Annotated in this window: 24 protein-coding genes; 17 read left to right on the plus strand and 7 right to left on the minus strand. The window is 35.6% G+C overall.

Annotated features, from left to right (window positions below; translation table 11 throughout):
• The first annotated feature begins 85 nt into the window (after positions 1–85).
• From ACQKNC_RS06340 to ACQKNC_RS06355, 4 genes are all read left to right on the plus strand, one after another.
• Positions 86–997, plus strand: a complete 912-nt coding sequence (locus ACQKNC_RS06340) for an EamA family transporter (RefSeq protein WP_427424009.1) — start codon at positions 86–88, stop codon at positions 995–997.
• Between the two features lie 38 nt (positions 998–1,035).
• Positions 1,036–1,773: an AAA family ATPase gene (locus ACQKNC_RS06345; protein WP_427424010.1), complete on the plus strand. Its 738-nt coding sequence runs from the start codon at positions 1,036–1,038 to the stop codon at positions 1,771–1,773.
• The gene (locus ACQKNC_RS06350; protein WP_427424011.1) at positions 1,770–2,993 is read left to right on the plus strand and encodes a GNAT family N-acetyltransferase; all 1,224 of its coding nucleotides are present in this window, start codon (positions 1,770–1,772) and stop codon (positions 2,991–2,993) included. The genes ACQKNC_RS06345 and ACQKNC_RS06350 overlap by 4 nt, the downstream gene beginning before the upstream one ends.
• Before the next feature lie 213 nt (positions 2,994–3,206).
• Complete coding sequence (locus ACQKNC_RS06355) at positions 3,207–3,605, plus strand: DUF5412 domain-containing protein (RefSeq protein WP_427424012.1); 399 nt, start codon at positions 3,207–3,209, stop codon at positions 3,603–3,605.
• A gap of 25 nt (positions 3,606–3,630) precedes the next feature.
• Here the strand turns inward: ACQKNC_RS06355 and ACQKNC_RS06360 are convergent, their stop codons facing one another.
• Positions 3,631–5,019 (minus strand): PLP-dependent aminotransferase family protein, encoded by a 1,389-nt coding sequence (locus ACQKNC_RS06360; protein ID WP_427424013.1) that lies wholly within the window; start codon positions 5,017–5,019, stop codon positions 3,631–3,633.
• Between the two features lie 112 nt (positions 5,020–5,131).
• Between ACQKNC_RS06360 and ACQKNC_RS06365 the strand changes: the two genes are divergently transcribed.
• From ACQKNC_RS06365 to ACQKNC_RS06385, 5 genes are all read left to right on the plus strand, one after another.
• A complete protein-coding gene (locus ACQKNC_RS06365; protein ID WP_427424014.1) occupies positions 5,132–5,572 on the plus strand; it encodes a GNAT family N-acetyltransferase in 441 nt (146 codons plus the stop codon).
• Positions 5,538–6,017, plus strand: a complete 480-nt coding sequence (locus ACQKNC_RS06370; protein WP_427424015.1) for a GNAT family N-acetyltransferase — start codon at positions 5,538–5,540, stop codon at positions 6,015–6,017. The genes ACQKNC_RS06365 and ACQKNC_RS06370 overlap by 35 nt, the downstream gene beginning before the upstream one ends.
• A gap of 55 nt (positions 6,018–6,072) precedes the next feature.
• The gene (locus ACQKNC_RS06375; protein WP_427424016.1) at positions 6,073–6,474 is read left to right on the plus strand and encodes a hypothetical protein; all 402 of its coding nucleotides are present in this window, start codon (positions 6,073–6,075) and stop codon (positions 6,472–6,474) included.
• Positions 6,475–6,797: 323 nt separating this feature from the next.
• Positions 6,798–7,406: a CPBP family intramembrane glutamic endopeptidase gene (locus ACQKNC_RS06380; protein WP_427424017.1), complete on the plus strand. Its 609-nt coding sequence runs from the start codon at positions 6,798–6,800 to the stop codon at positions 7,404–7,406.
• A gap of 272 nt (positions 7,407–7,678) precedes the next feature.
• Positions 7,679–7,864, plus strand: coding sequence for a hypothetical protein (locus ACQKNC_RS06385; protein WP_427424018.1), 186 nt, complete (start codon positions 7,679–7,681; stop codon positions 7,862–7,864).
• Positions 7,865–8,866: 1,002 nt separating this feature from the next.
• Here ACQKNC_RS06385 and ACQKNC_RS06390 read toward each other — a convergent pair.
• The gene (locus ACQKNC_RS06390; protein ID WP_427424019.1) at positions 8,867–10,399 is read right to left on the minus strand and encodes an MDR family MFS transporter; all 1,533 of its coding nucleotides are present in this window, start codon (positions 10,397–10,399) and stop codon (positions 8,867–8,869) included.
• Positions 10,400–10,838: 439 nt separating this feature from the next.
• Between ACQKNC_RS06390 and ACQKNC_RS06395 the strand changes: the two genes are divergently transcribed.
• Positions 10,839–11,009: a hypothetical protein gene (locus ACQKNC_RS06395; protein WP_427424020.1), complete on the plus strand. Its 171-nt coding sequence runs from the start codon at positions 10,839–10,841 to the stop codon at positions 11,007–11,009.
• A 188-nt stretch (positions 11,010–11,197) separates the two neighbouring features.
• Here the strand turns inward: ACQKNC_RS06395 and ACQKNC_RS06400 are convergent, their stop codons facing one another.
• Both ACQKNC_RS06400 and ACQKNC_RS06405 read right to left on the minus strand, forming a co-directional pair.
• Positions 11,198–11,917, minus strand: coding sequence for a metallophosphoesterase family protein (locus ACQKNC_RS06400; protein ID WP_427424021.1), 720 nt, complete (start codon positions 11,915–11,917; stop codon positions 11,198–11,200).
• Between the two features lie 210 nt (positions 11,918–12,127).
• A complete protein-coding gene (locus ACQKNC_RS06405) occupies positions 12,128–12,622 on the minus strand; it encodes a DUF1648 domain-containing protein (protein WP_427424022.1) in 495 nt (164 codons plus the stop codon).
• Positions 12,623–12,704: 82 nt separating this feature from the next.
• On the opposite strand from ACQKNC_RS06405, the gene ACQKNC_RS06410 reads away from it, so the two are divergent.
• Both ACQKNC_RS06410 and ACQKNC_RS06415 read left to right on the plus strand, forming a co-directional pair.
• Positions 12,705–13,445, plus strand: a complete 741-nt coding sequence (locus ACQKNC_RS06410; RefSeq protein ID WP_427424023.1) for a sulfite exporter TauE/SafE family protein — start codon at positions 12,705–12,707, stop codon at positions 13,443–13,445.
• Positions 13,446–13,650: 205 nt separating this feature from the next.
• Positions 13,651–14,586, plus strand: a complete 936-nt coding sequence (locus tag ACQKNC_RS06415; protein WP_427424024.1) for a PD-(D/E)XK nuclease family protein — start codon at positions 13,651–13,653, stop codon at positions 14,584–14,586.
• Between the two features lie 36 nt (positions 14,587–14,622).
• Here the strand turns inward: ACQKNC_RS06415 and ACQKNC_RS06420 are convergent, their stop codons facing one another.
• Positions 14,623–14,850: a tyrosine-type recombinase/integrase gene (locus tag ACQKNC_RS06420; RefSeq protein ID WP_427424331.1), complete on the minus strand. Its 228-nt coding sequence runs from the start codon at positions 14,848–14,850 to the stop codon at positions 14,623–14,625.
• A 312-nt stretch (positions 14,851–15,162) separates the two neighbouring features.
• Complete coding sequence (locus ACQKNC_RS06425) at positions 15,163–15,474, minus strand: hypothetical protein (protein WP_427424025.1); 312 nt, start codon at positions 15,472–15,474, stop codon at positions 15,163–15,165.
• Between the two features lie 259 nt (positions 15,475–15,733).
• On the opposite strand from ACQKNC_RS06425, the gene ACQKNC_RS06430 reads away from it, so the two are divergent.
• From ACQKNC_RS06430 to ACQKNC_RS06450, 5 genes are all read left to right on the plus strand, one after another.
• The gene (locus ACQKNC_RS06430) at positions 15,734–16,063 is read left to right on the plus strand and encodes a P27 family phage terminase small subunit (protein ID WP_427424026.1); all 330 of its coding nucleotides are present in this window, start codon (positions 15,734–15,736) and stop codon (positions 16,061–16,063) included.
• A 291-nt stretch (positions 16,064–16,354) separates the two neighbouring features.
• Complete coding sequence (locus ACQKNC_RS06435; RefSeq protein WP_427424027.1) at positions 16,355–16,582, plus strand: hypothetical protein; 228 nt, start codon at positions 16,355–16,357, stop codon at positions 16,580–16,582.
• 263 nt (positions 16,583–16,845) lie between these two features.
• Entirely contained in the window at positions 16,846–16,989 is a 144-nt protein-coding gene (locus ACQKNC_RS06440) for a hypothetical protein (protein WP_427424028.1), read from the plus strand.
• A 363-nt stretch (positions 16,990–17,352) separates the two neighbouring features.
• On the plus strand, positions 17,353–17,664 hold the full coding sequence (locus ACQKNC_RS06445) for a YfzA family protein (RefSeq protein ID WP_427424029.1): 312 nt from the start codon (positions 17,353–17,355) through the stop codon (positions 17,662–17,664).
• Between the two features lie 29 nt (positions 17,665–17,693).
• Positions 17,694–17,975, plus strand: a complete 282-nt coding sequence (locus ACQKNC_RS06450) for a hypothetical protein (protein WP_427424030.1) — start codon at positions 17,694–17,696, stop codon at positions 17,973–17,975.
• Between the two features lie 259 nt (positions 17,976–18,234).
• On the opposite strand, the gene ACQKNC_RS06455 is transcribed toward ACQKNC_RS06450, so the two are convergent.
• The gene (locus tag ACQKNC_RS06455; protein ID WP_049666066.1) at positions 18,235–18,480 is read right to left on the minus strand and encodes a YkuS family protein; all 246 of its coding nucleotides are present in this window, start codon (positions 18,478–18,480) and stop codon (positions 18,235–18,237) included.
• Between the last annotated feature and the right edge of the window lie 124 nt (positions 18,481–18,604).

Genomic DNA, 18,604 nt, shown 5'->3' on the forward strand with positions numbered 1-18,604 from the left:
TCGCTTAAATCACTAACAAATGTCTTTGCTTATTCGACAAAATACTTGCTGTATGTGTTTACAAAAATAAAAGGGGGAAAATGGGATGGAAATCACGAAAAAGCAGGCAACGACAGTGGGGTTAGTAGCTCTTGTATTATCAGCACTTTTAACATCGATGAGCCAGGTTTTCTACGCTAAGCAGGTGCAAGAAGTACCGACATTTTTATTTACTGGTATTAGTTTTTTCATTACAGCTATTTATTTCTCTTTCTTTGCACGCCAACATAAACAAGCTAATCGCTGGAAGGGAAATATTAATAATGTAGTGAAGTTGAATGTCGCGTCTGTGTTAGCATTTATGGGCTTTTATTTCGCTTTAAAATATGTAGAGTCAGCGATTGTAAGTGCACTTGAAATGGGCATTGGACCGCTGTTTGTCTTGATGTTGGCTGTTTTTGCTAAGGAGTCAATTCCTAAAGCACAATGGGTAATTGCCACGGGGACATTTATCGCTTGTATTATATTAATATTAGCGGTTGTTAGTGGGAAATCAGCTGTTCAAATGGATATAACATTGCCCGTAATAGTAGCATTGATAGCGAGTGTTGGCTGTGGAATTGGAGCTGTACTTTGTACGTTATATTCTAAGAGATTAAGTGAAGCTGGTTGGACTACTTCAATGATTTTAGCAAATCGCTATTATGGCATAATTTTATTATCTTTTATCGCGACTTTCGACATATTTTTTAAATATTTCTCGGGAAATATTTCATGGATAATTGCAGTAACAGCAGTGGGTGTCATGCTTCCAATGTATTTATTGCAGATAGGCATTCAGTATTGTTCATCTTTAATAGTTATGATGAGTTTATGCTTTGTTCCAATATTCGCTTTTTTCTTTCAGATGTTTGATTCCAGACTATCATGGTCGCCAGTTTCACTTTTAGGAATAAGTCTATTGTTTATTTTAGGGGTGTTTAGTTTGTATTTGGAAAAAAGGGCAGTTTCAGAGTAACGTAAACGCGTTATAATAGTAGTAAGGGAGGACACGAAATGTATTTGAAATCATGTAAGGTATTACATGGAGATATTGAAGGTAAAGACCAGTATCCCTTTAATATACCAAGTTTGCTGGATTTGCAGGAGCTAGAGTTTCCTACGAATGTGACCTTCTTTGTTGGGGAAAATGGCTCTGGGAAATCAACACTATTGGAGGCTATAGCTGATCGCTGTGATTTTAATACAGCGGGGGGCGGTCGCCAAAATTTATTTGAGGTACATAAAGCGGAATCAGCACTCGGGGAATTCATCCGTTTATCCTGGTGGCCAAAGGTTTCAAATGGCTTTTTCCTACGTTCGGAAACGTTTTATCAATTTGCGAGTCATATTGATTTGTTAGAGGAGCCTGACATTAGGAAAAAGTATGCCGCTTTTGGTGGTAAGTCGTTACATCAACAATCACATGGCGAGTCCTTTTTATCGCTATTTCTGCATCGCTTCAAAGGTAAGGCAATTTATTTATTGGATGAGCCTGAAGCGGCGTTGTCACCAACGAGACAGCTCAGCCTACTCAAAATTATTAAAGATTTAGAGTATGAGGCACAATTTATTATCGCCACACATTCACCTATTTTGCTTGGTTATCCAAATGCTACAATTTATAGTTTTGATAATGGGGCGATTGAGTCTATTCGTTATGAGGATACTATACATTACATTGTTACGAAGCGCTTTTTAAATGCACCGGAAACCATTTTTTCGGAGTTATTTGATGAGGAGAGGGAATCATGAATCAACGTAAAGGCTTAGTCATGCGAGAAATTCGATTAGATGAAATGGCACAGTTTATAGATTTGCTTAATTATGTTTTCCAAATGTCCATGTCCATTCATAAGGATCGTCGCTTTGTGAATGCTAAAAGTAAGCAATTTAATGAGGGACATGCGATTGGTTGGTTCGATGGTTCACATCTTGTATCTCAAATTTTAAGCTTACCTTTTGAGGTGAATGTTCATGGAAAGATCTATGAAATGGGAGGCATCACTGCTGTCGGAACGTACCCTGAATATTCTGGGCATGGTTTGATGGAGAGCCTCATTATTGAGAGCCTGGAGCGAATGCGCAATGAAGGACAATGTATATCCTATTTATTTCCATATTCTATCCCTTATTACCGGAAAAAAGGCTGGGAAATTATGTGTGATATTGTGGAATTTCAGATCAAGGATACGCAGCTTCCTCACTACAAAGGCTTAAACGGTAAAATCCGTCGTGTCGATCCGAAACATGAAGATGTTGTGACCATTTATGCGCGCTATGCCAAGAAGACACACGGTGTCATGGTACGAAATAGTATTGCTTGGAATGAAAAATTTCAGGAAGATTTTTGGGAGGAAAAATTTATTGATAGTGATGTGAACCTCCAGGCTGCAGTGTATTATGATGAGGATGATGTTCCGCAAGGTTATATGTTTTATCGGATAATGGAGGAGAATTATTACATCGATGAAATTGTCTATTTGCAGGAAGAGGCGCGTAAAGGCCTATGGAATTTTGTCTCAGCACATAGCTCAATGATTTACAATGTCTATGGTAAAACAACTGGCAATGAAGCCGTTGCCTTTTTATTAGAGGATAGTGAGATTATTCAAAAGGTATCTCCTTATTTTATGGCACGAATTGTAGACGTAAAAGAATTTCTGTTACGCTACCCATTCGCGGGGAATGATTTTCAGCTTAGACTCGCTGTTAGTGATCGCATTGTGGCATGGAATAATGGCACATTTGTTGTAACGAAGCAGAATGGAAAAGTTGCTGTCGAAAAGGTAAGTGAAACACAGTCTGAAAATGCTATTCAGCTAACGGTACAAACACTTGCCACGATGTTATTAGGCTATAAACGACCGAGCTATTTAGAAAAAATCGAACGTCTACAAGGCAATGCCATTGAAATTGCATTACTAGAGACAGTGCTACCAGTAGGCATCCCAACGTTTATTGATTATTTTTAAAAAATTTATTGGGGAATATGTACAGAGATAGCTGTGCATATTCCTTTTTTATTGGGTAAAGGGAAAACTGAGCAAGTCATCGCCAGAAATGCTCGGGTTGAATGGAAAACTGATCGGGTCCCCGAAAGAACTTCTCTAACGAATTCATTTCCTAAATCAGGAAACATATATTCCGCTGAAATCGTCTCTAATTAAACAAATTGGAGGATGCAGATGAACGATGCCGAAAAGTTAGAAATCAAGAAAGTATACAAAAAAACTATTCTAGTGCTACTTATTTGGATTTTGTTTTTTGCAGGTATTTTAGGTTACGGTATTTATTGGCTGTTTTTTGATTGGACTAGGTTTAAACAAGAGTTGATTGCTGAATCTACATCTCCACAAGGAACCTATACAGTGAAAGCTTATGTTTCAGACGCTGGTGCGACTACTTCTTTTTCAGTGTTGGGAGAATTAGTATTCAATCATGAAAAGAGAAAGTCCAAGAAAATATATTGGCAATATCGAGAAAATAGTGCAAACATTAATTGGAGCGACGATGATACAGTGAGTATTAACGGTGTGACATTGAATGTGCCTGATGAAACATATGATTTTCGAGATAATGAGTAGCCATAACCACTTCAGTTATGGCTTATTATTCTGTGATCCAAGCTTTTTTTAGCAGTTGAACGCCGAGTATGATTTCCTCCATTTTTAACTTACTAAAGCCTAATTGAATAATAGGCACAGAGTTCGAAGGTTGTAGAAAATATGGGCTTGTAGGGTAGACCTTAACTCCGTATTGTTGTGCATTTTGAATGAGCTGTTTTTCTGAAAATTGTGTATGAACTTTGATCAATATATATAGTCCAGATTGCTCTCCAAGTATTGTAATTTTTTCTCCGAATTGCTTTTTTAATTCCTCTACAAGCGTATTTATTTTATGTTTATAGGTGATACGCATTCTTTTAATATGTCGTGTCCATTCACCTTGTTCCATGAATTTCGCCATTGTTAATTGATGTAGGGACGAAGCGTTATGTTCAAAATGAGCAAAACGTTCTTTATATGGACGAACAAGTGCTTTCGGTAGCACCATATAGCTTAAACGAATAGCTGGTAAAAATGATTTTGAAAATGTTCCCATATAAATAACACGTGACTTGTCGAGTGAGGCGAGAGCAGGAAATGGCTGTTGAGCATAACGAAATTCACCATCATAATCATCCTCAAGTATATAACCATCAACATTTTTGGCCCATTGAATTAAAGCTTGCCTCTGTTGAATACTCATGGAAACACCATATGGGAAATGATGAGAAGGTGTGACATAGAGTAGGCGTGAATGAAAATGTGCTAAATGCTCAAGCTGCGCACCGTTTTCTAACACAGGTAATGACTCTAGAAGAAAGCCATGCAACTTGAATGCTTCTCGTGCACCGTTGTAGCCAGGGTCTTCTAAAATAACACTTGGGAAATCTTGCTTTAATAGAAAGCCTAGATAAATTAACATTTGCTGCGTACTACTACCGATAATAATGTCCTCTGCATTTACATGAACTCCACGAGCTTGAAGCAAATAATTCACAAGCTGTTCCTTTAAAAGTGGCTCACCGAAAGGATCACCATATTCATAGCACTTTTTTAAAGGTAATACTTGATTGGCCATTTGACGCCATACTTTTAAAGGAAAATGTTGTTGATCGACAGCGCCTGCGCGAAAGTCGATGATGATATCTCCACCGTTAGTATTTATTTTTGGTGTAGGGTTTGGCCGTTCTTCTTCTTGTAGAAAAACTTGTTCAATTTCATTAACGAAATAACCCTTTCGTCCTTCACCACGTATGTATCCTTCCGCTACGAGCTGCTCATAGGCAGTTAATGTTGTATTCCGACTGACATGTAAAGTTTCGGCTAGCTTTCGAATAGAAGGTAGAGAATCATTTGTTTTTATTTTTCCTTGTTTGATTAACCATTTGATTTGCTGATAAATTTGTTTATATTTTGCCTCTTCATCTTTAAATAAGAAAATAAAATCCTCCATAAAGTCCCTCCTTGACATGTTGAAATGTCTAGAACTGTTTCTTTTTAAATGTCAGTTTGTTTTTTATCATAATACAAGAATTACATATTAAAAGAAATGGGGAGAACAGTTTATGGAGATTTGTACTGTAACTTTAGCAACAGTTGGAGACGTAGTGCCATTATTTAATGCATATCGAGAATTTTATGGTCAACAATCAGACTTAAAGGGGGCTGAGTATTTTCTAATGGAGCGTTTAAATAAGCAGGAGTCGGTTATTTTTCTAGCTTATTTGGATGAGCAGCCAGTTAGTTTTATCCAGCTATTCCCGATTTTTTCATCTGTTGCAATGAAAAAGGCTTTTATTTTAAACGATTTATTTGTAGTAGAGCATGCCAGGAAACAAGGTGTAGCACAGAGCCTAATTGAACAGTGTTATTCATACTGTTTACAAAATGATGCACGCTATATAGGTTTAGAAACAGCGATAGATAACGTTCGTGCTCAAAAACTATATGAGAAGCTCGGGATGAAAAAAGATGATGGAGTATTTCATTACATTAAATATTGGTGAAATGAGGTTTGAAAAAATGACCGTATCAATCAAGAAATTAACGTCTCGGCAGGAGTGGATTGAAGCGTATGCCATTTTGGTGCAGCTTCGTACGGAACTAACAGTAGAGAAGTATCTTCGATTATTAAAGGAAATGATCCAAGATGGCTATATGTTATTTGCTTTATATGAGAACATGAAAATTGTGGCAGTCGCTGGATTAAGTTGGAGAGTCAACTTTTACAGTGAGCGTCATATGTTTGTCTATGATTTAGTAACGGATGAGGCCTATCGTTCAAGAGGCTATGGTGAGAAATTATTGCATTATCTTCACCAATGGGGCAAAGAAAACGGGGCGCACTATATTGCTTTAGAGTCTGGCATTCAAAGAATTTGTGCACATCGGTTTTATGAAGATCGGTTAGGGTATGAAAAATGGTGCTATTCTTTTCGAAAAGAATTATAAAGGAATATGATTTTTAAAACCTCACACACTATTGGAAACACGAAGGAGGTTTGACATGAAAGCACCATTCAAAAAATTATTCCTCACAAGCATACTAATGATGAGCTTTACACCAATTGGTTATGCAAATAATGTAATTCAACAACATGCAAATGGTGAGGAAGGACAGCTTGTATACCATATAAAATACGATTATGATGCTATTTGTAAAGTACTTGGGATTACACGAGAAGTGTATGATCAATACTGGAAAGAAGGACTTTCGATTGTCGATATGGCAAAAAAGAAAGAGATAGACCGTCGTGAGATTGAAAGTTATTTTATCACTTTTCATTACCAAGAAATGCAAAAATGGCGAAAGAAGGGTGCAATGAACGAACATCATTATTTCAATTTAGTTTATGAATTAAAAGATGAAATTACAGACTTTATAGAGCGGAATCCGAATAAAGAATGAAAGCGACTAGTACTTTTCTAGTCGTATTTTTTTATGTGTATTACTGATTAACGTTTAATAATTAGTAATAAAAGATAATTATTTAATGATTATCATTAAAAATATCTTGATTTCAACTCCGCTGTTTAATATGCTTAACATGAAAAAGGGCAGCAATATGAAGTACCTGCTAGTTTTCTACATAAAGCGGCGGAAAAGCGATTGTTAGCGGCGAACTTCGAACATCAACCGGCGATAAGATCCTACCGGCCATTTCCGGAAAACACCTTTCACCATCGCACGTCATTCTTCATGTAAAACATTTTGAACAGGGGGAGAAAATCATGGTTTTGGAAAGTGCAATAAGTGCAATTATTCAGGTCATTATATTTTCAGTGATACCGTTTATTTGGTGGTTTTTCTCAGCAAAAAAGAAACAATCATTTTTATCATGGCTCGGCCTACAAAAGCCTGTCATTGAAAATAAAGGTAATTATTTTCTATGGTCATTATTCATTTTTGTTTTATTTGTCGTACCGCTTTTTACGATTACTTATTTCTACCTAGATAGCTCAATATTAGCATCAAATCGTTTTACAGGACTTGGTTTTTCAGCGTTCATTCCAGCACTTTTCTATGCTTTTGTACAAACAGGATTGTCAGAGGAGCTGTTTTTCAGAGGCTTCTTACTGAAAAGATTCATGCATAAGTTTAGTTTTCAAATGGGAAATATCATGCAAAGTTTACTTTTTGGCATTTTACATGGATTGTTGCTTTTTTCTTTTATTCCTTTTGGAAGTGTGATGCTAATAGTTATGGCAACTGGGTTCACAGGTTATTTGATGGGGTGGATCAATGAACGGAAATCCAATGGTTCCATAATCACAAGCTGGGGCATACATGGCATTGCCAACCTGATTGCCTCCTTCGTGGCAATGTTTAATATGCTCTAAAGACCTAGCTCATTTGCATTTCATCATGTTCGATTGCATAATAAAGCAGAGAGGTGATAGAAATGCAATTCTTCGAGCAAGTAATACAGGGATGCTTGATAGTTGGTTTAATATTGCTGGGAGGGCGTATTATCACCGCAATATGCCATTATTATAATATAGCATTTACGACTTTTTTCGTTGATTATCATGTCGCCTCACTAGCTATACTATTAATAGGTATTATAGGAACAGAGATACTTAATAGACGAAAAAGGAAGGGACGAGCATAAATGACGGAATGGCCTAAGGGAGTGGCTAAGCCTGCTATACGTGCATTAAATGCGGCAGGGTATATACAATTAGAGCAATTGGAAAAGGTTGATTTATCAACGTTAAAAAATTTACATGGGATGGGGCCGAAAGCGCTAGCGGCCATTGAAGCAGCACTGAATGAAAGTAGGAAACACAGTGAATAAACTGACTTTATTTTTACTGACAATGGTCGTCTATTATATCCTTGTAGTTTTCGTGATTAGCAAGTTATTTATTATTCCTCTCATGAAGTTTATGGCGCTTGTATTCTTCCTTGGAGCAGGCTTTATTTTTTCTCGAAAAATGCGAAGGAAAATACAGTAGGTGGAATTATGAAAATTACAAAACTGGCCATTTTCATTTTGGTGTTTCACTAGCGGGGTTCACTTTTCCATTTTATTTCAGGATTTTTTTGCCATTATTGCAATCGCATTGATTTATAGACTTATACATATTTTATTCTGGATAATAATATGAAATTAGAGGATCAGTTAGTAAAAGATCAGGTACCACCGCACACCTTACTATAGCTACACATTTAGCACAAAAGGGAATGCCAATCGAGTGTATTCAGACCTTGTTGGACATGAAAAGTATCAAACTGCCCGAAAATAGGCCAAGTTGTTCAATCGTGCTCGTGAAGAATGTATGATGAATGGATGTAAAATAAACTCTTTATTTATGAAGAGGAAGAATTGTTAAAAAGGCTGTTTTCTCAAAGATTGTTGCAGTTGAAACTAAAAGACAGATTTAACCTACCACGTGTAGAATAAATCTGTCTTTTTCTTTTGATTTTCGTGAATTGAAAATTTAACTTAAGCTCCAGTAAATATAATATGATTTAAACTTATTCCTGATATATTTTTGATTTTATTGACTTTAAATTCAACGGTAATTTAAATTAATAATTCACTAAAATAGCTTTTTACTAATTAATATGACGTGATTAAACCAGGAGAAATTTTCAAAAAAAATGCCTCCCATTTGGGTAAGCACTTTTTATGATGTCGGTACAATTTCTCAATTAAGAAACATACTTTTGGATTTCCGCAATCTCAATTGCTTTTTCATACGATTACCTCAATCTTTATTGCTGTTTCGAATTATAACAGTTTTAATTGAGGAGAGGCCGCTTTTTGTTAATTTGTGAAATACAGGCTCATATATTAATGTGATGATTCTTGATTGTACGTTTCCATTTCAGAAGCAGGGTCGAATTGCTCTCTACCCATAGCAAATGCCATAATTAGCGCAATAACAGCTGGGATTATCGCCCAAGCAAAAGTATGAGCAACTGAAATAGTAAGTGCTTCTTGCATTTTATCAAGAACCTCTACAGGAATGAAGCTTCGAGTTTCAGATGTTAGGATTACACTCGGATCACTTAAATCCATACCAGTAGGTGCTTGACCACTAAACGCGGACGCTAATTTATTTGAGAAAATATGGTTTTGGATAATCCCAAACACTGTAATTCCTAATGTCATTCCGAGTTCTCGATTGAAGCTTAGCGTGGAGTTAGCCGAGCCTCGTTGTCTCATACTAAGACCATGAATAACGGCATTGCTCAACACAGAGAAAGACGAGCCAATGCCAAGACCAACAAGTATCATAAATATTGTTACCATAAGGTGCGACGTTTCAGTTGTCAATGTTGTAAGTAAGGTAATACCAACAACAAATAGAGTTAAAGTCGGTAACATAATCGTTCGATATTTAAATTTCGTGAGGAGAGCTCCACCCACAGATGCTGTTACAACCGAACCGACCATCATCGGAAGTAAAATAAGACCTGAGTTCGTTGCAGAGCCTCCAAGTACACCTTGAACAAAAATTGGAATGTAGATGGCAGCAGTAATGTAAGCAGCACCAGCAAATATTGAAATGAGATTACTCGTTGCATAGAGACGATTTTTGAACATTTTAAAGGAAATAATAGGCTCTTCTACACGTAATTCAATTAATATAAAGCTAATAAGAAACACTGTAAATAGAGCGAATAATCCAAGAATCATTGCGGAATCCCAAGCATATTCTTTGCCGCCTAGTTCAAGAGCAAACATTAAACTTACTACTGAACTAACTAAAGTAGCTGCGCCAAAGTAGTCGATTTTTTGCTTGGTATGGGCAATAGATTCATTGTAAAATTTTGCAACTAACACAAAGGCAATTAGCCCAAGTGGTAAATTAATATAGAAAATCCAAGACCAGTGAACATAATCTGTTAAATAGGCTCCAAGAAGCGGACCAAAGATACTTGAGAGACCAAATACTGCCCCGAATAAGCCACCCATTTTCCCGCGTTTATCTGGAGATACTACATCAAACATAATTGTGAATGCGATTGGCATTAATGCACCACCACCAATACCTTGAATTGCACGGTAAATGCTAAGCTGAATGATTGAGTTTGCTGTACCGGCTAGCGCCGAACCGATTAAAAATACAACTAAACCGAAAATAAAGAATCTTTTACGACCATACATATCGGATAATTTACCGAAAATCGGCATACCTGCAATCGACGCGATCATATAAGCTGATGTCACCCAGACAAGTTTGTCATATCCACCAAGATCTCCGACAATTGTACTGATTGCAGTTGCTACAATTGTATTATCCATTGCAGCCATTAAAATCGCTAACAATAGCCCAGCGATTACTACACCTATTTTATTTGTATTCTTTGCCACTTTCATACCTCCGTTTTTGTGAATCCCTACTATTTTTAACTATCAATATGTATCTTGATAGGGGATGTTTAAATAACCATTTGCTATTATATCAGTATTGTCAAGTTAATATATGCATTTAGGATCCAGCATTTTCTTTTGGAGAGAAGTGGGTCAATTGAAATTGAAGTAGATATTGCGGATTAGGAGGAAAATGATCTTCGAAAGAAAGTTATACATAACGAAAAAAATAAATGAATATAAATAAAGCCGGTGAAATTTTACGACGAATAAAATTCCACCGGCTTTTTGGTATCAGAAAAGGGTTTTGTCCAGGTCTCTATTCATGTTGTATAAAACCTATTTTCTCAATAAATTCAAGGTGTCATAATATATAAAATATGGCTTTTCTGCACAACGAGGAGTTGAATTCCGTTTCGACCGGTCGATTTCATGGGGGCGTCCGATGAGCCGCTTGGGGAAACAGATGTTTTTTGCGCGAAAGCGTAGTGATAACGTAACTGCAGGATGTTGGTCACAAAAAGGTCTTGAGTACCAACTAGGTAGCTTAAAGTTAGATGGAGTAGCAGTAACTGATGAACAAGAAACAGACAAAATCCATTTTGTAGATGGGTAGTTACCGGACAATTTGGTATATAACAAATACAAGGCATGAACTTACATTTGAAGTAAAAGTACAAGAAGTCCAAGCTAGATTGGATATTTAAAATGTAGCGACAGGTACATGTGAGAATATTTCAACACCAGTTAAACCAGAGGTAGTAGTAAATGTGTATCCACAATCGCCCCCGATTAAAAATTGCTCTAAGCATTTCGATAATTTGCGAACATAATTTCATCATAATATTTATCTAATTGAGGTAATCCCAACTCTTGTGCAATTATAAGCTCAGCCTGCCTGTCATAATCTACTCTAATAAATTGAATGGCATTGTTTGAATGTGTTCCATCTAGGATTGCATATGAAGCTGAAGTTAAGTCAAGTGAATTTCCAACGCTACCAACGTTACACAGAATGCCCTTTTTATATGTATGTAAAAAGGTTGTATGTATATCGCCGTAGAATACAATGTCAGGAAGTTTAGTGTAATTGATTGAATTTGTTATTTCGTTATTCTCAAACATAGATAAACGCCGTTCAATTGAATGATTAACTGAGATACGTTCAAATTCACTTCTTGGAGATGCATGGAAAAACCTTATTAATTGTCCATTTAATTCTAGATCAATATTAAATGGTAACGAAGCTAGATACTGATAATCTTTTCCTGTTAATCTATCTTTATACCACTGTAAAAAAACATCGTCTGTAGGTGATTGAATAAATACGTCCCAGTTGCCTCGAACTACTCGTTCGCAATTTTTTTGGATGAGTTCTATACATTCAGATCCACGGGGACCTTTGCCGATTAAATCACCTAAACAAAAAATTCTTTCAATCTTTCTTATTCGAATGTCTTTTAAAACAGCTTCCAATGCCGTTTTATTACCGTGGATATCTGAAATAATTGCAATTTTTGTCACTAAACTTCCCCCTCATAAAATCCATCTATTCACGATAGTTGTTTCTCCATGTTATTCGACAAACTCCATTTTAATCCTTTAAAAAATAATTGAATCGATAAAAAGACGTACATATTTCTGAACAAAATGAAAGAGCACAGAAACCCCTTTAGACAAAACATATCTAAAGGGGTAAAACGATGCCGTACATAAGTACTAGGACAGGCTCTATTACTTTTTGTTCAATAATATCCCACGTACGATCCCCATTATAAATATAGTACTTAGTGCAAATAGAAATAAATAAGCATGCCACTGTTGTAAAATACGATGATGGCCTAAACCAACTGTTAAGTCATTGAAAAGTGAAAACGTAAAGTACAATAGTATACTATTTTTGATGAGACAAAATGTAATGATCCCATTTTGTCGCTCGGGATGAGATAAGGTAGGCTTATTTTTACGTAGGATAGGATAAGCGGCTTTAATCTCTAAGTAGTGCAAAAGTAAAAATAGCATTAGAGCAACAAAAGGTAAATAAAAAATGGCTATTTTTGGGCCAAATTGCGCATGTTCACTCGTAAAACTTTGCAAAACCGGTATAGAAGCGGGGAGCTTATTGTATTGGATAAGCGTTGCCGTAATGCCAGCTAAAAAAATGGTCGCGACAATAAGCGTTAGCGGCTTACAAAAACGTGGTGTAGGTGTTTTTTGTTGTTCAAGCATTCGTTCACCTCATATGTGATCTTAAAAAATAGCAGTCTGTTATACTGTATCATATGAATTGTGTCACAGAAAGAAGGATTAGATGGAATACTTGTTGTTTTTACTAATAGGAATCGCTGGCAACGTAATCGGAACGTTAGTTGGAGGAGGCGGGTTAATTACATTACCGACGATGATGTTAATGGGAGTGCCAGTCCATTCAGCGATAGGCGCGAATAAGGTTTCTAATATGGTCAGTGCCTTTTCAAGCTTCTATACGATTTTTAAAAGAAAAGAATTGTTATGGTCTGAAATGCGTTCAGTATTACTTGTTTCCCTAGTAGGTGGTACACTTGGAGGCCTGTTTGCATCGTTTATGAGCAGTCAAACATTGACGCTCATCGCCATAGTATTATTAGGCTTTGCCCTTGTTATGTCCTTTATAGGTGGGGCTGAATTTGGAGAAAAAGAAAACTTTACAATGAATCGCAAAAACGGTCCAATACTTCTCGGAGTTGGTTTTTATGATGGGATGTTCGGTCCAGGGAGCAGTACGCTGGCACTTTATACATATGCACATGAGAAAATTTCTTATATGAAAGCTGTAGGTCTGTCGCGTGTAGGTGTTTTTGCAATGTGCTCAGGAGCTGCTGTTACGTATATTGCCACAGGTAAAATTGATTGGCCGTTAACAATCGTTTTAATGATTGGTTCTGTAATTGGTGCGCAAATAGGAATTATCCTTGCAAGGAAGGTTAAGGCAAATCAAGTTAAGCTATTGCTACGTATTGTGACGATTGTGCTGATCTTACAACTCGGCTATGATTTTATCTTCATTCAGTAGAGGACACCCACCTATGAAGATGATGTGATCAATGGAGATGAAATTCCTTTTCAGTGGATATCCAAACATCTACTGAATGAAGATAAAGCCTCCGGCGGATGTCACAGATTTTGAAAGGAATGAATTGTGCGAGCACAATTCAAAATCCGGACGCAATTACGCCAAGGCGAAATTGATAAAATACAGATTTAGGGAGGCGATATCCATGTTTGAAATCACACCGTATCCATCTTTTTCGTGGTCACAGTCACGTCATAAAATGTTAACAAGCTGTGCGCGAAAATATGGCTATGAATATTATTTTTCTCATAATGGCTGGCTAAGTTACAATGTGGAACCATATCATCAACATGTCTATCGCTTAAAAAAGCTTCAATCCATGCCAATTTTATTTGGGCAAATTGTCCATCATTTAATAGAACAATCCATCAATGATTATTTGCAAACCGGCAAGGCGCCGACTGTTGCTGAACTAGTAAATCGTGCACGAGGTCAGCTCAATGCCGCTTTTATCGATTCTACACGTCATGTAGATTTATGGAGACATAAGCCTAATAAATATTATATGATGCAGGAAATTTATTACGAAGGGAAGTTAACTCCTGAACTTGTCCAGGATTATAAGGAGCGAATGACGGCTGTCTTTGACAACTTTCTTAACAGTGCAACATTCCAGCAGATTACCTCACAAAAAGGCACACTACGAATCGGTGAACCCGAACAATTTCGTTCTATGAAAATTGAGGGAATACAAGTTTTCGTCGTAATGGATTTTCATTATTATGATGAGATGGCAGACAAATGGATTATTATCGACTGGAAAACAGGTGGAGAGTCCGATGATGATCGCCAGCAATTAGCGCTTTATGCTTATTATATTCAGCAGAAATATCGTGTATCTCTCGACCAGATTGATGTCTACAATGAATATTTATTGACTGGCAAACGAAAAAAATACGCCTTTACATCATTTGATATGGACAATATTTTACATACGTTTCAGCGAAGTGTGCTGGAAATGAAAAAATATCAGGCTGATATTTTCTCCAATGAACCAGTGGACTTCGAGGAATTTGAGCAAACCCTTGAAAAATGGCACTGTAAAGGGTGTAATTTTAAAGAATTATGTGTGCAGAATTAAGTAGAAAAATGAAGCGAGTGACCAAAAAGTGACCAACTAAATTAAATCATCAAAAAAGTCACTAGCTTTATTTTTATCTTTACTAGTTAAATGACTATAAATGTTAATCGTCATTTTTATATCAGAGTGACCTAGTTGTTCTTGAATAATCTTAAAGTTGACATTTTTACTAACCATATAAGAAGCATAGGAATGACGTAAAGAATGAAAATTTAATTTAGGAAGATTGTATTTCTCATAAATTCTTCTCCAAGCCGTATCTATCGCAGCAGGCTTTGATGGATAGCCGTCAGAATACGTCCCACTTGCATTACTTGGCTCGTTGAATACTTTCGAGGCTCGTTACGGCTTTGAAATTGTTTACTTAGATAATAAGTTTAGTGGGAATTTTATTTACTATCATTTCTAATACCAAATGAAAAACTACCTAAAGAGAGGGGGGGGTGATCATCGTGAACATGTGCAATATGAAGGTAGGACAAGCGGAAAGTTAAATTAAATTCTTTCACACAAAAGACCAGGTTCATAAAAATATGGTCCTGGTCTAAAAGTGAAAAATATTAGACGTATTTATTATTAATTTTTGCTAATAAGTTCGTATTCTTCTATTGGTTTTTTATTAGCTTCTCTATGCGACGACTCTATAGTGTCTTGCAAATGTAATGCGATTTTAATTAATACAAATGCAATAAAAAAAGCAGCAAATAATACAAAATATGCAGTCGCTTGAGTACCGTTAATTATGTAATTATAAGCATCTCCACCTACCCAAGCATTGCGTGATTCACGTAACGTGGATTCAGGATTCGAATAGAAAAATAATCTATAAAATCCCATGAAGAAAAAAATAATACTAAGTATAAGTGATGTAATTGAGAGACCTTTCATTACAACTTCTCCTTTCTTTATATGTAATTAATATACCATAATACCTATTGTTGTAACTAAGTATTAATTTGTATGTTATTGACATTTAGAATAAATTTATTAGATTTTAATAAAAATAAACACTTTAAAACACTCATCATTATTGGTGGTGAGCCAATGATGAGTAAAAAGTCTGCCCAAAATAAACAAACAAGGTAGGTGCTGCACATGCCTACGTTATCGCGTAGTGAAATACAGAACATCGAGAAATATTGGAGCAATGGACAGAGGATTTAAAAAAATCGAAAAGGATTTATTAGCACGTGACGCCGACGATCCGATTAAATTGTCGAAAGTACATCGTTATATAAGATTTTTAAAAATCGATTTAAAATGTGATGATGATATAGATAAAGATGGTACGACTATAAAAATTGAAAATGGTACACAGAATTTTTTAAAGCAGCATCCAGCGATTGCAACGAAGTTATCGATTTCAAAAGAGATTGAAAAGTTAGAGGATGCGCTTGGGATAAAAAATGAAGGTACACAACCTTCCTCTGCAGCTCCCTCAACTGTGGATGACAAAGGTAGGAAGAGCTTTTATTAAGCTGTGGCGTGACGGCAAAATAACCTTAAATAAAAGGCGTATAAAAATAATCAAGTTGATTGAGCGTACTGCTGATGATATGTATTTCGATGAAGAACAAATCGAAAATTATATAAACGGCTAACTGACCTGCGTCGTGCAGGCCTGAGCTCACAAATTCAAAATCCTGACGCATTGTTTATCTGTGCGAAAGCGTAGCGACAGCAACAATTACGCCAAGGCGAAATTGATTTTGTCTCATATTTCTTGTCATTACAACCCATTATATATGTAGATGGGAGGTGTTGATTTATGGAGTATGAATATACAGTGAAGTTTTACTTTGACGAAGGTCGTGAAGAAGAACATAAAATTAAGACTAATATTGAACAAGAAACATTTACAGAAGAAATTTCTAATGAGTTCAATGAGAAGTCTTGGTATTCATTTACTGAAACAGAACATTATAAGACGATTTTAATTAGTACTTGGGATGTTTACAAGGTAGAAGTAGAAAAAAACATTTTAGAATCTGATTAATTTGAAGTATTAAGTCACATCTTCTAACAAGGTGTGGCTTTTTACTTGTTCCTATTATTTTGTGCTTTAGTTAATAAAACATAAAAGGCCTCTGTAAGTGATAGTTCTTTATGAGCCAGTAAATAACTGTCTTTTAAGTGAAATAGAAAATTTATCCAAATAAATCTGATTTGAGGTATTATTAAATTAACAATGCAGATTTGTTAAATTAATGATTTCTTTTTTATTGTGGAACATAAATTGCTGAATAGGGAGGGATTTTTTTGAATGATAAAAAAATTGGAATAGTGTTCTCATTAATATTTGGTAGTTTAGCCATTTTACTCGTATCGATTCTATTGTTTTTTGCGTTTTTTGGCCAAGAAATAATAGAATTCTTTAGAGAAGGGTTTTCAGAGAAATACTAGTAATGTGAAGGAAGTGTATATTTACATACGAAATGTTCTTATTTGTAGAAGTATAAAATGAAAGAGGAATAATTAAGGTTAAAGCGAAATCAATTGGTGAGGATGGTGTATGTATTTAATCGTGAGAAATAACAAAAAAATCATTAAAATTGTTGGTGATTCATTATAAGCATTTTGTTTCACAAAAAAGTTGGATGGGTATGGGATGGAAATGGTTATTCAAACTGTCCAGAATAGCTCAATAAGAAAATAATCAAAAATAGTTTTAGAGTTTATTAAACAGAAAGCTTTGTTTCATTATGGAATTAATAACTTGAATTTACAAATAATTACTGATAGTATTTAATGGAGGGGGTATATTACTTGGCTAATAAACAAAATCAGATTCCATTTTTGAAAAGACCTTGGGTATCTTCTATTGGTGTATTTGTATTGTCACAGATAATCTTTATTACATGTGAAACAACAGGGTGGATACCTAATTATCGGGATATTAGTGGAACATTATTTGGAAGAATTACTGACTCTTCAATTTTCAGAGAGTGGTTTACTTTTTATGAAACACAACATTTCAATTTACTTACCCTCTTTTTTGGCATCGTATTTTTCGTGCCTGGAATAATAGGTGCGATAAAAAGTGTAGTTTTACCAAAGTCAATAAACACGGGCCATTAAATACGCGTTAATCAGAGGAGGTTCTTCAGTTGAAGAAGATTCCAAAAGCAGGATTTATATTCGGAGGTTTATCCGTGTTAACTCCTATACTCAGTTACATATTCTTTTTAAAAACAAGAGGGCCTAATGCTGATATTTATTTTATGATTACTGTTTTTGGCATTCTTTCGGTTGTAGGTATCTTACTAGCCGTGCTCTCCTATGGGGTGTCTAAACGACTTGTGCTTCCTATAATCGGGCTCCTAGGTAATGGAGTCGTTTTGGTCTTTACTTACTTTTTATTATTGGCAATGGGAATTAGTGAACCTTAACAGTTAGTTTGTTCAACAATCAGGCGCGATTGTTGAACAAATTTTTTTTTTGAAATTTCTTTGGCCAAAAGTGCTGATGTAATGAAGATTGGAGAACATTCACACATAAAGTAGTATGTTTGGTTAGAACTTTAAATCATCAACCAATGAAGTTTCAAAATAATAATTTTTATGTAGGAAAATAAGGATTATAGCAAAGAAAATATTAAAAGGTGCTGCTCCATAGTCAAAAAACTACAGCGCAGCACCAAGTCATTTATTAGTGGAAATATTTATCGACACGTTGAAGCACTTCGTCAGCAGAAAGACCATCAGCGTCAATAACAGGTCCTGCCATGATAGGATCGCTTATTCCCATGATATCTCTATCTTGCCCAGTGATTACACAAGCATCACATTTTTTTGCATCTTCTTCAGTACGAAGCTGAATAACTTCATAACCTTTTGCCTTTAAAGCATCTTCAACGTTCGTTAATGATTGTTCCACACCAATTATTCTAGACATTATTCTTCCACCTCCTATATGTAATGTGTCATATAGGATTGCTATTTATTCACTTAATTCGCATTTTGTTATACACCTATGGATTTTAACAATAACCAAAAGTGATCAACCGTAATAACTGATA

The organism is Lysinibacillus sp. NPDC094177 (assembly GCF_050279145.1).
Lineage (GTDB): Bacteria > Bacillota > Bacilli > Bacillales_A > Planococcaceae > Lysinibacillus.

Excerpts from the sequence above, each read along its gene's own strand:
- ACQKNC_RS06395 (WP_427424020.1), top strand. The coding sequence starts at position 10,839 with ATGAGCCGCTTGGGGAAACAGATGTTTTTTGCGCGAAAGCGTAGTGAT.
- ACQKNC_RS06380 (WP_427424017.1), top strand. The coding sequence starts at position 6,798 with ATGGTTTTGGAAAGTGCAATAAGTGCAATTATTCAGGTCATTATATTT.
- ACQKNC_RS06425 (WP_427424025.1), bottom strand. The coding sequence starts at position 15,474 with ATGAAAGGTCTCTCAATTACATCACTTATACTTAGTATTATTTTTTTC.
- ACQKNC_RS06340 (WP_427424009.1), top strand. The coding sequence starts at position 86 with ATGGAAATCACGAAAAAGCAGGCAACGACAGTGGGGTTAGTAGCTCTT.
- ACQKNC_RS06365 (WP_427424014.1), top strand. The coding sequence starts at position 5,132 with ATGGAGATTTGTACTGTAACTTTAGCAACAGTTGGAGACGTAGTGCCA.
- ACQKNC_RS06415 (WP_427424024.1), top strand. The coding sequence starts at position 13,651 with ATGTTTGAAATCACACCGTATCCATCTTTTTCGTGGTCACAGTCACGT.
- ACQKNC_RS06360 (WP_427424013.1), bottom strand. The coding sequence starts at position 5,019 with ATGGAGGATTTTATTTTCTTATTTAAAGATGAAGAGGCAAAATATAAA.
- ACQKNC_RS06355 (WP_427424012.1), top strand. The coding sequence starts at position 3,207 with ATGAACGATGCCGAAAAGTTAGAAATCAAGAAAGTATACAAAAAAACT.
- ACQKNC_RS06350 (WP_427424011.1), top strand. The coding sequence starts at position 1,770 with ATGAATCAACGTAAAGGCTTAGTCATGCGAGAAATTCGATTAGATGAA.
- ACQKNC_RS06375 (WP_427424016.1), top strand. The coding sequence starts at position 6,073 with ATGAAAGCACCATTCAAAAAATTATTCCTCACAAGCATACTAATGATG.
- ACQKNC_RS06435 (WP_427424027.1), top strand. The coding sequence starts at position 16,355 with ATGGAGTATGAATATACAGTGAAGTTTTACTTTGACGAAGGTCGTGAA.
- ACQKNC_RS06390 (WP_427424019.1), bottom strand. The coding sequence starts at position 10,399 with ATGAAAGTGGCAAAGAATACAAATAAAATAGGTGTAGTAATCGCTGGG.
- ACQKNC_RS06370 (WP_427424015.1), top strand. The coding sequence starts at position 5,538 with ATGATGGAGTATTTCATTACATTAAATATTGGTGAAATGAGGTTTGAA.
- ACQKNC_RS06430 (WP_427424026.1), top strand. The coding sequence starts at position 15,734 with ATGGACAGAGGATTTAAAAAAATCGAAAAGGATTTATTAGCACGTGAC.
- ACQKNC_RS06410 (WP_427424023.1), top strand. The coding sequence starts at position 12,705 with ATGGAATACTTGTTGTTTTTACTAATAGGAATCGCTGGCAACGTAATC.
- ACQKNC_RS06385 (WP_427424018.1), top strand. The coding sequence starts at position 7,679 with ATGACGGAATGGCCTAAGGGAGTGGCTAAGCCTGCTATACGTGCATTA.
- ACQKNC_RS06345 (WP_427424010.1), top strand. The coding sequence starts at position 1,036 with ATGTATTTGAAATCATGTAAGGTATTACATGGAGATATTGAAGGTAAA.
- ACQKNC_RS06405 (WP_427424022.1), bottom strand. The coding sequence starts at position 12,622 with ATGCTTGAACAACAAAAAACACCTACACCACGTTTTTGTAAGCCGCTA.
- ACQKNC_RS06455 (WP_049666066.1), bottom strand. The coding sequence starts at position 18,480 with ATGTCTAGAATAATTGGTGTGGAACAATCATTAACGAACGTTGAAGAT.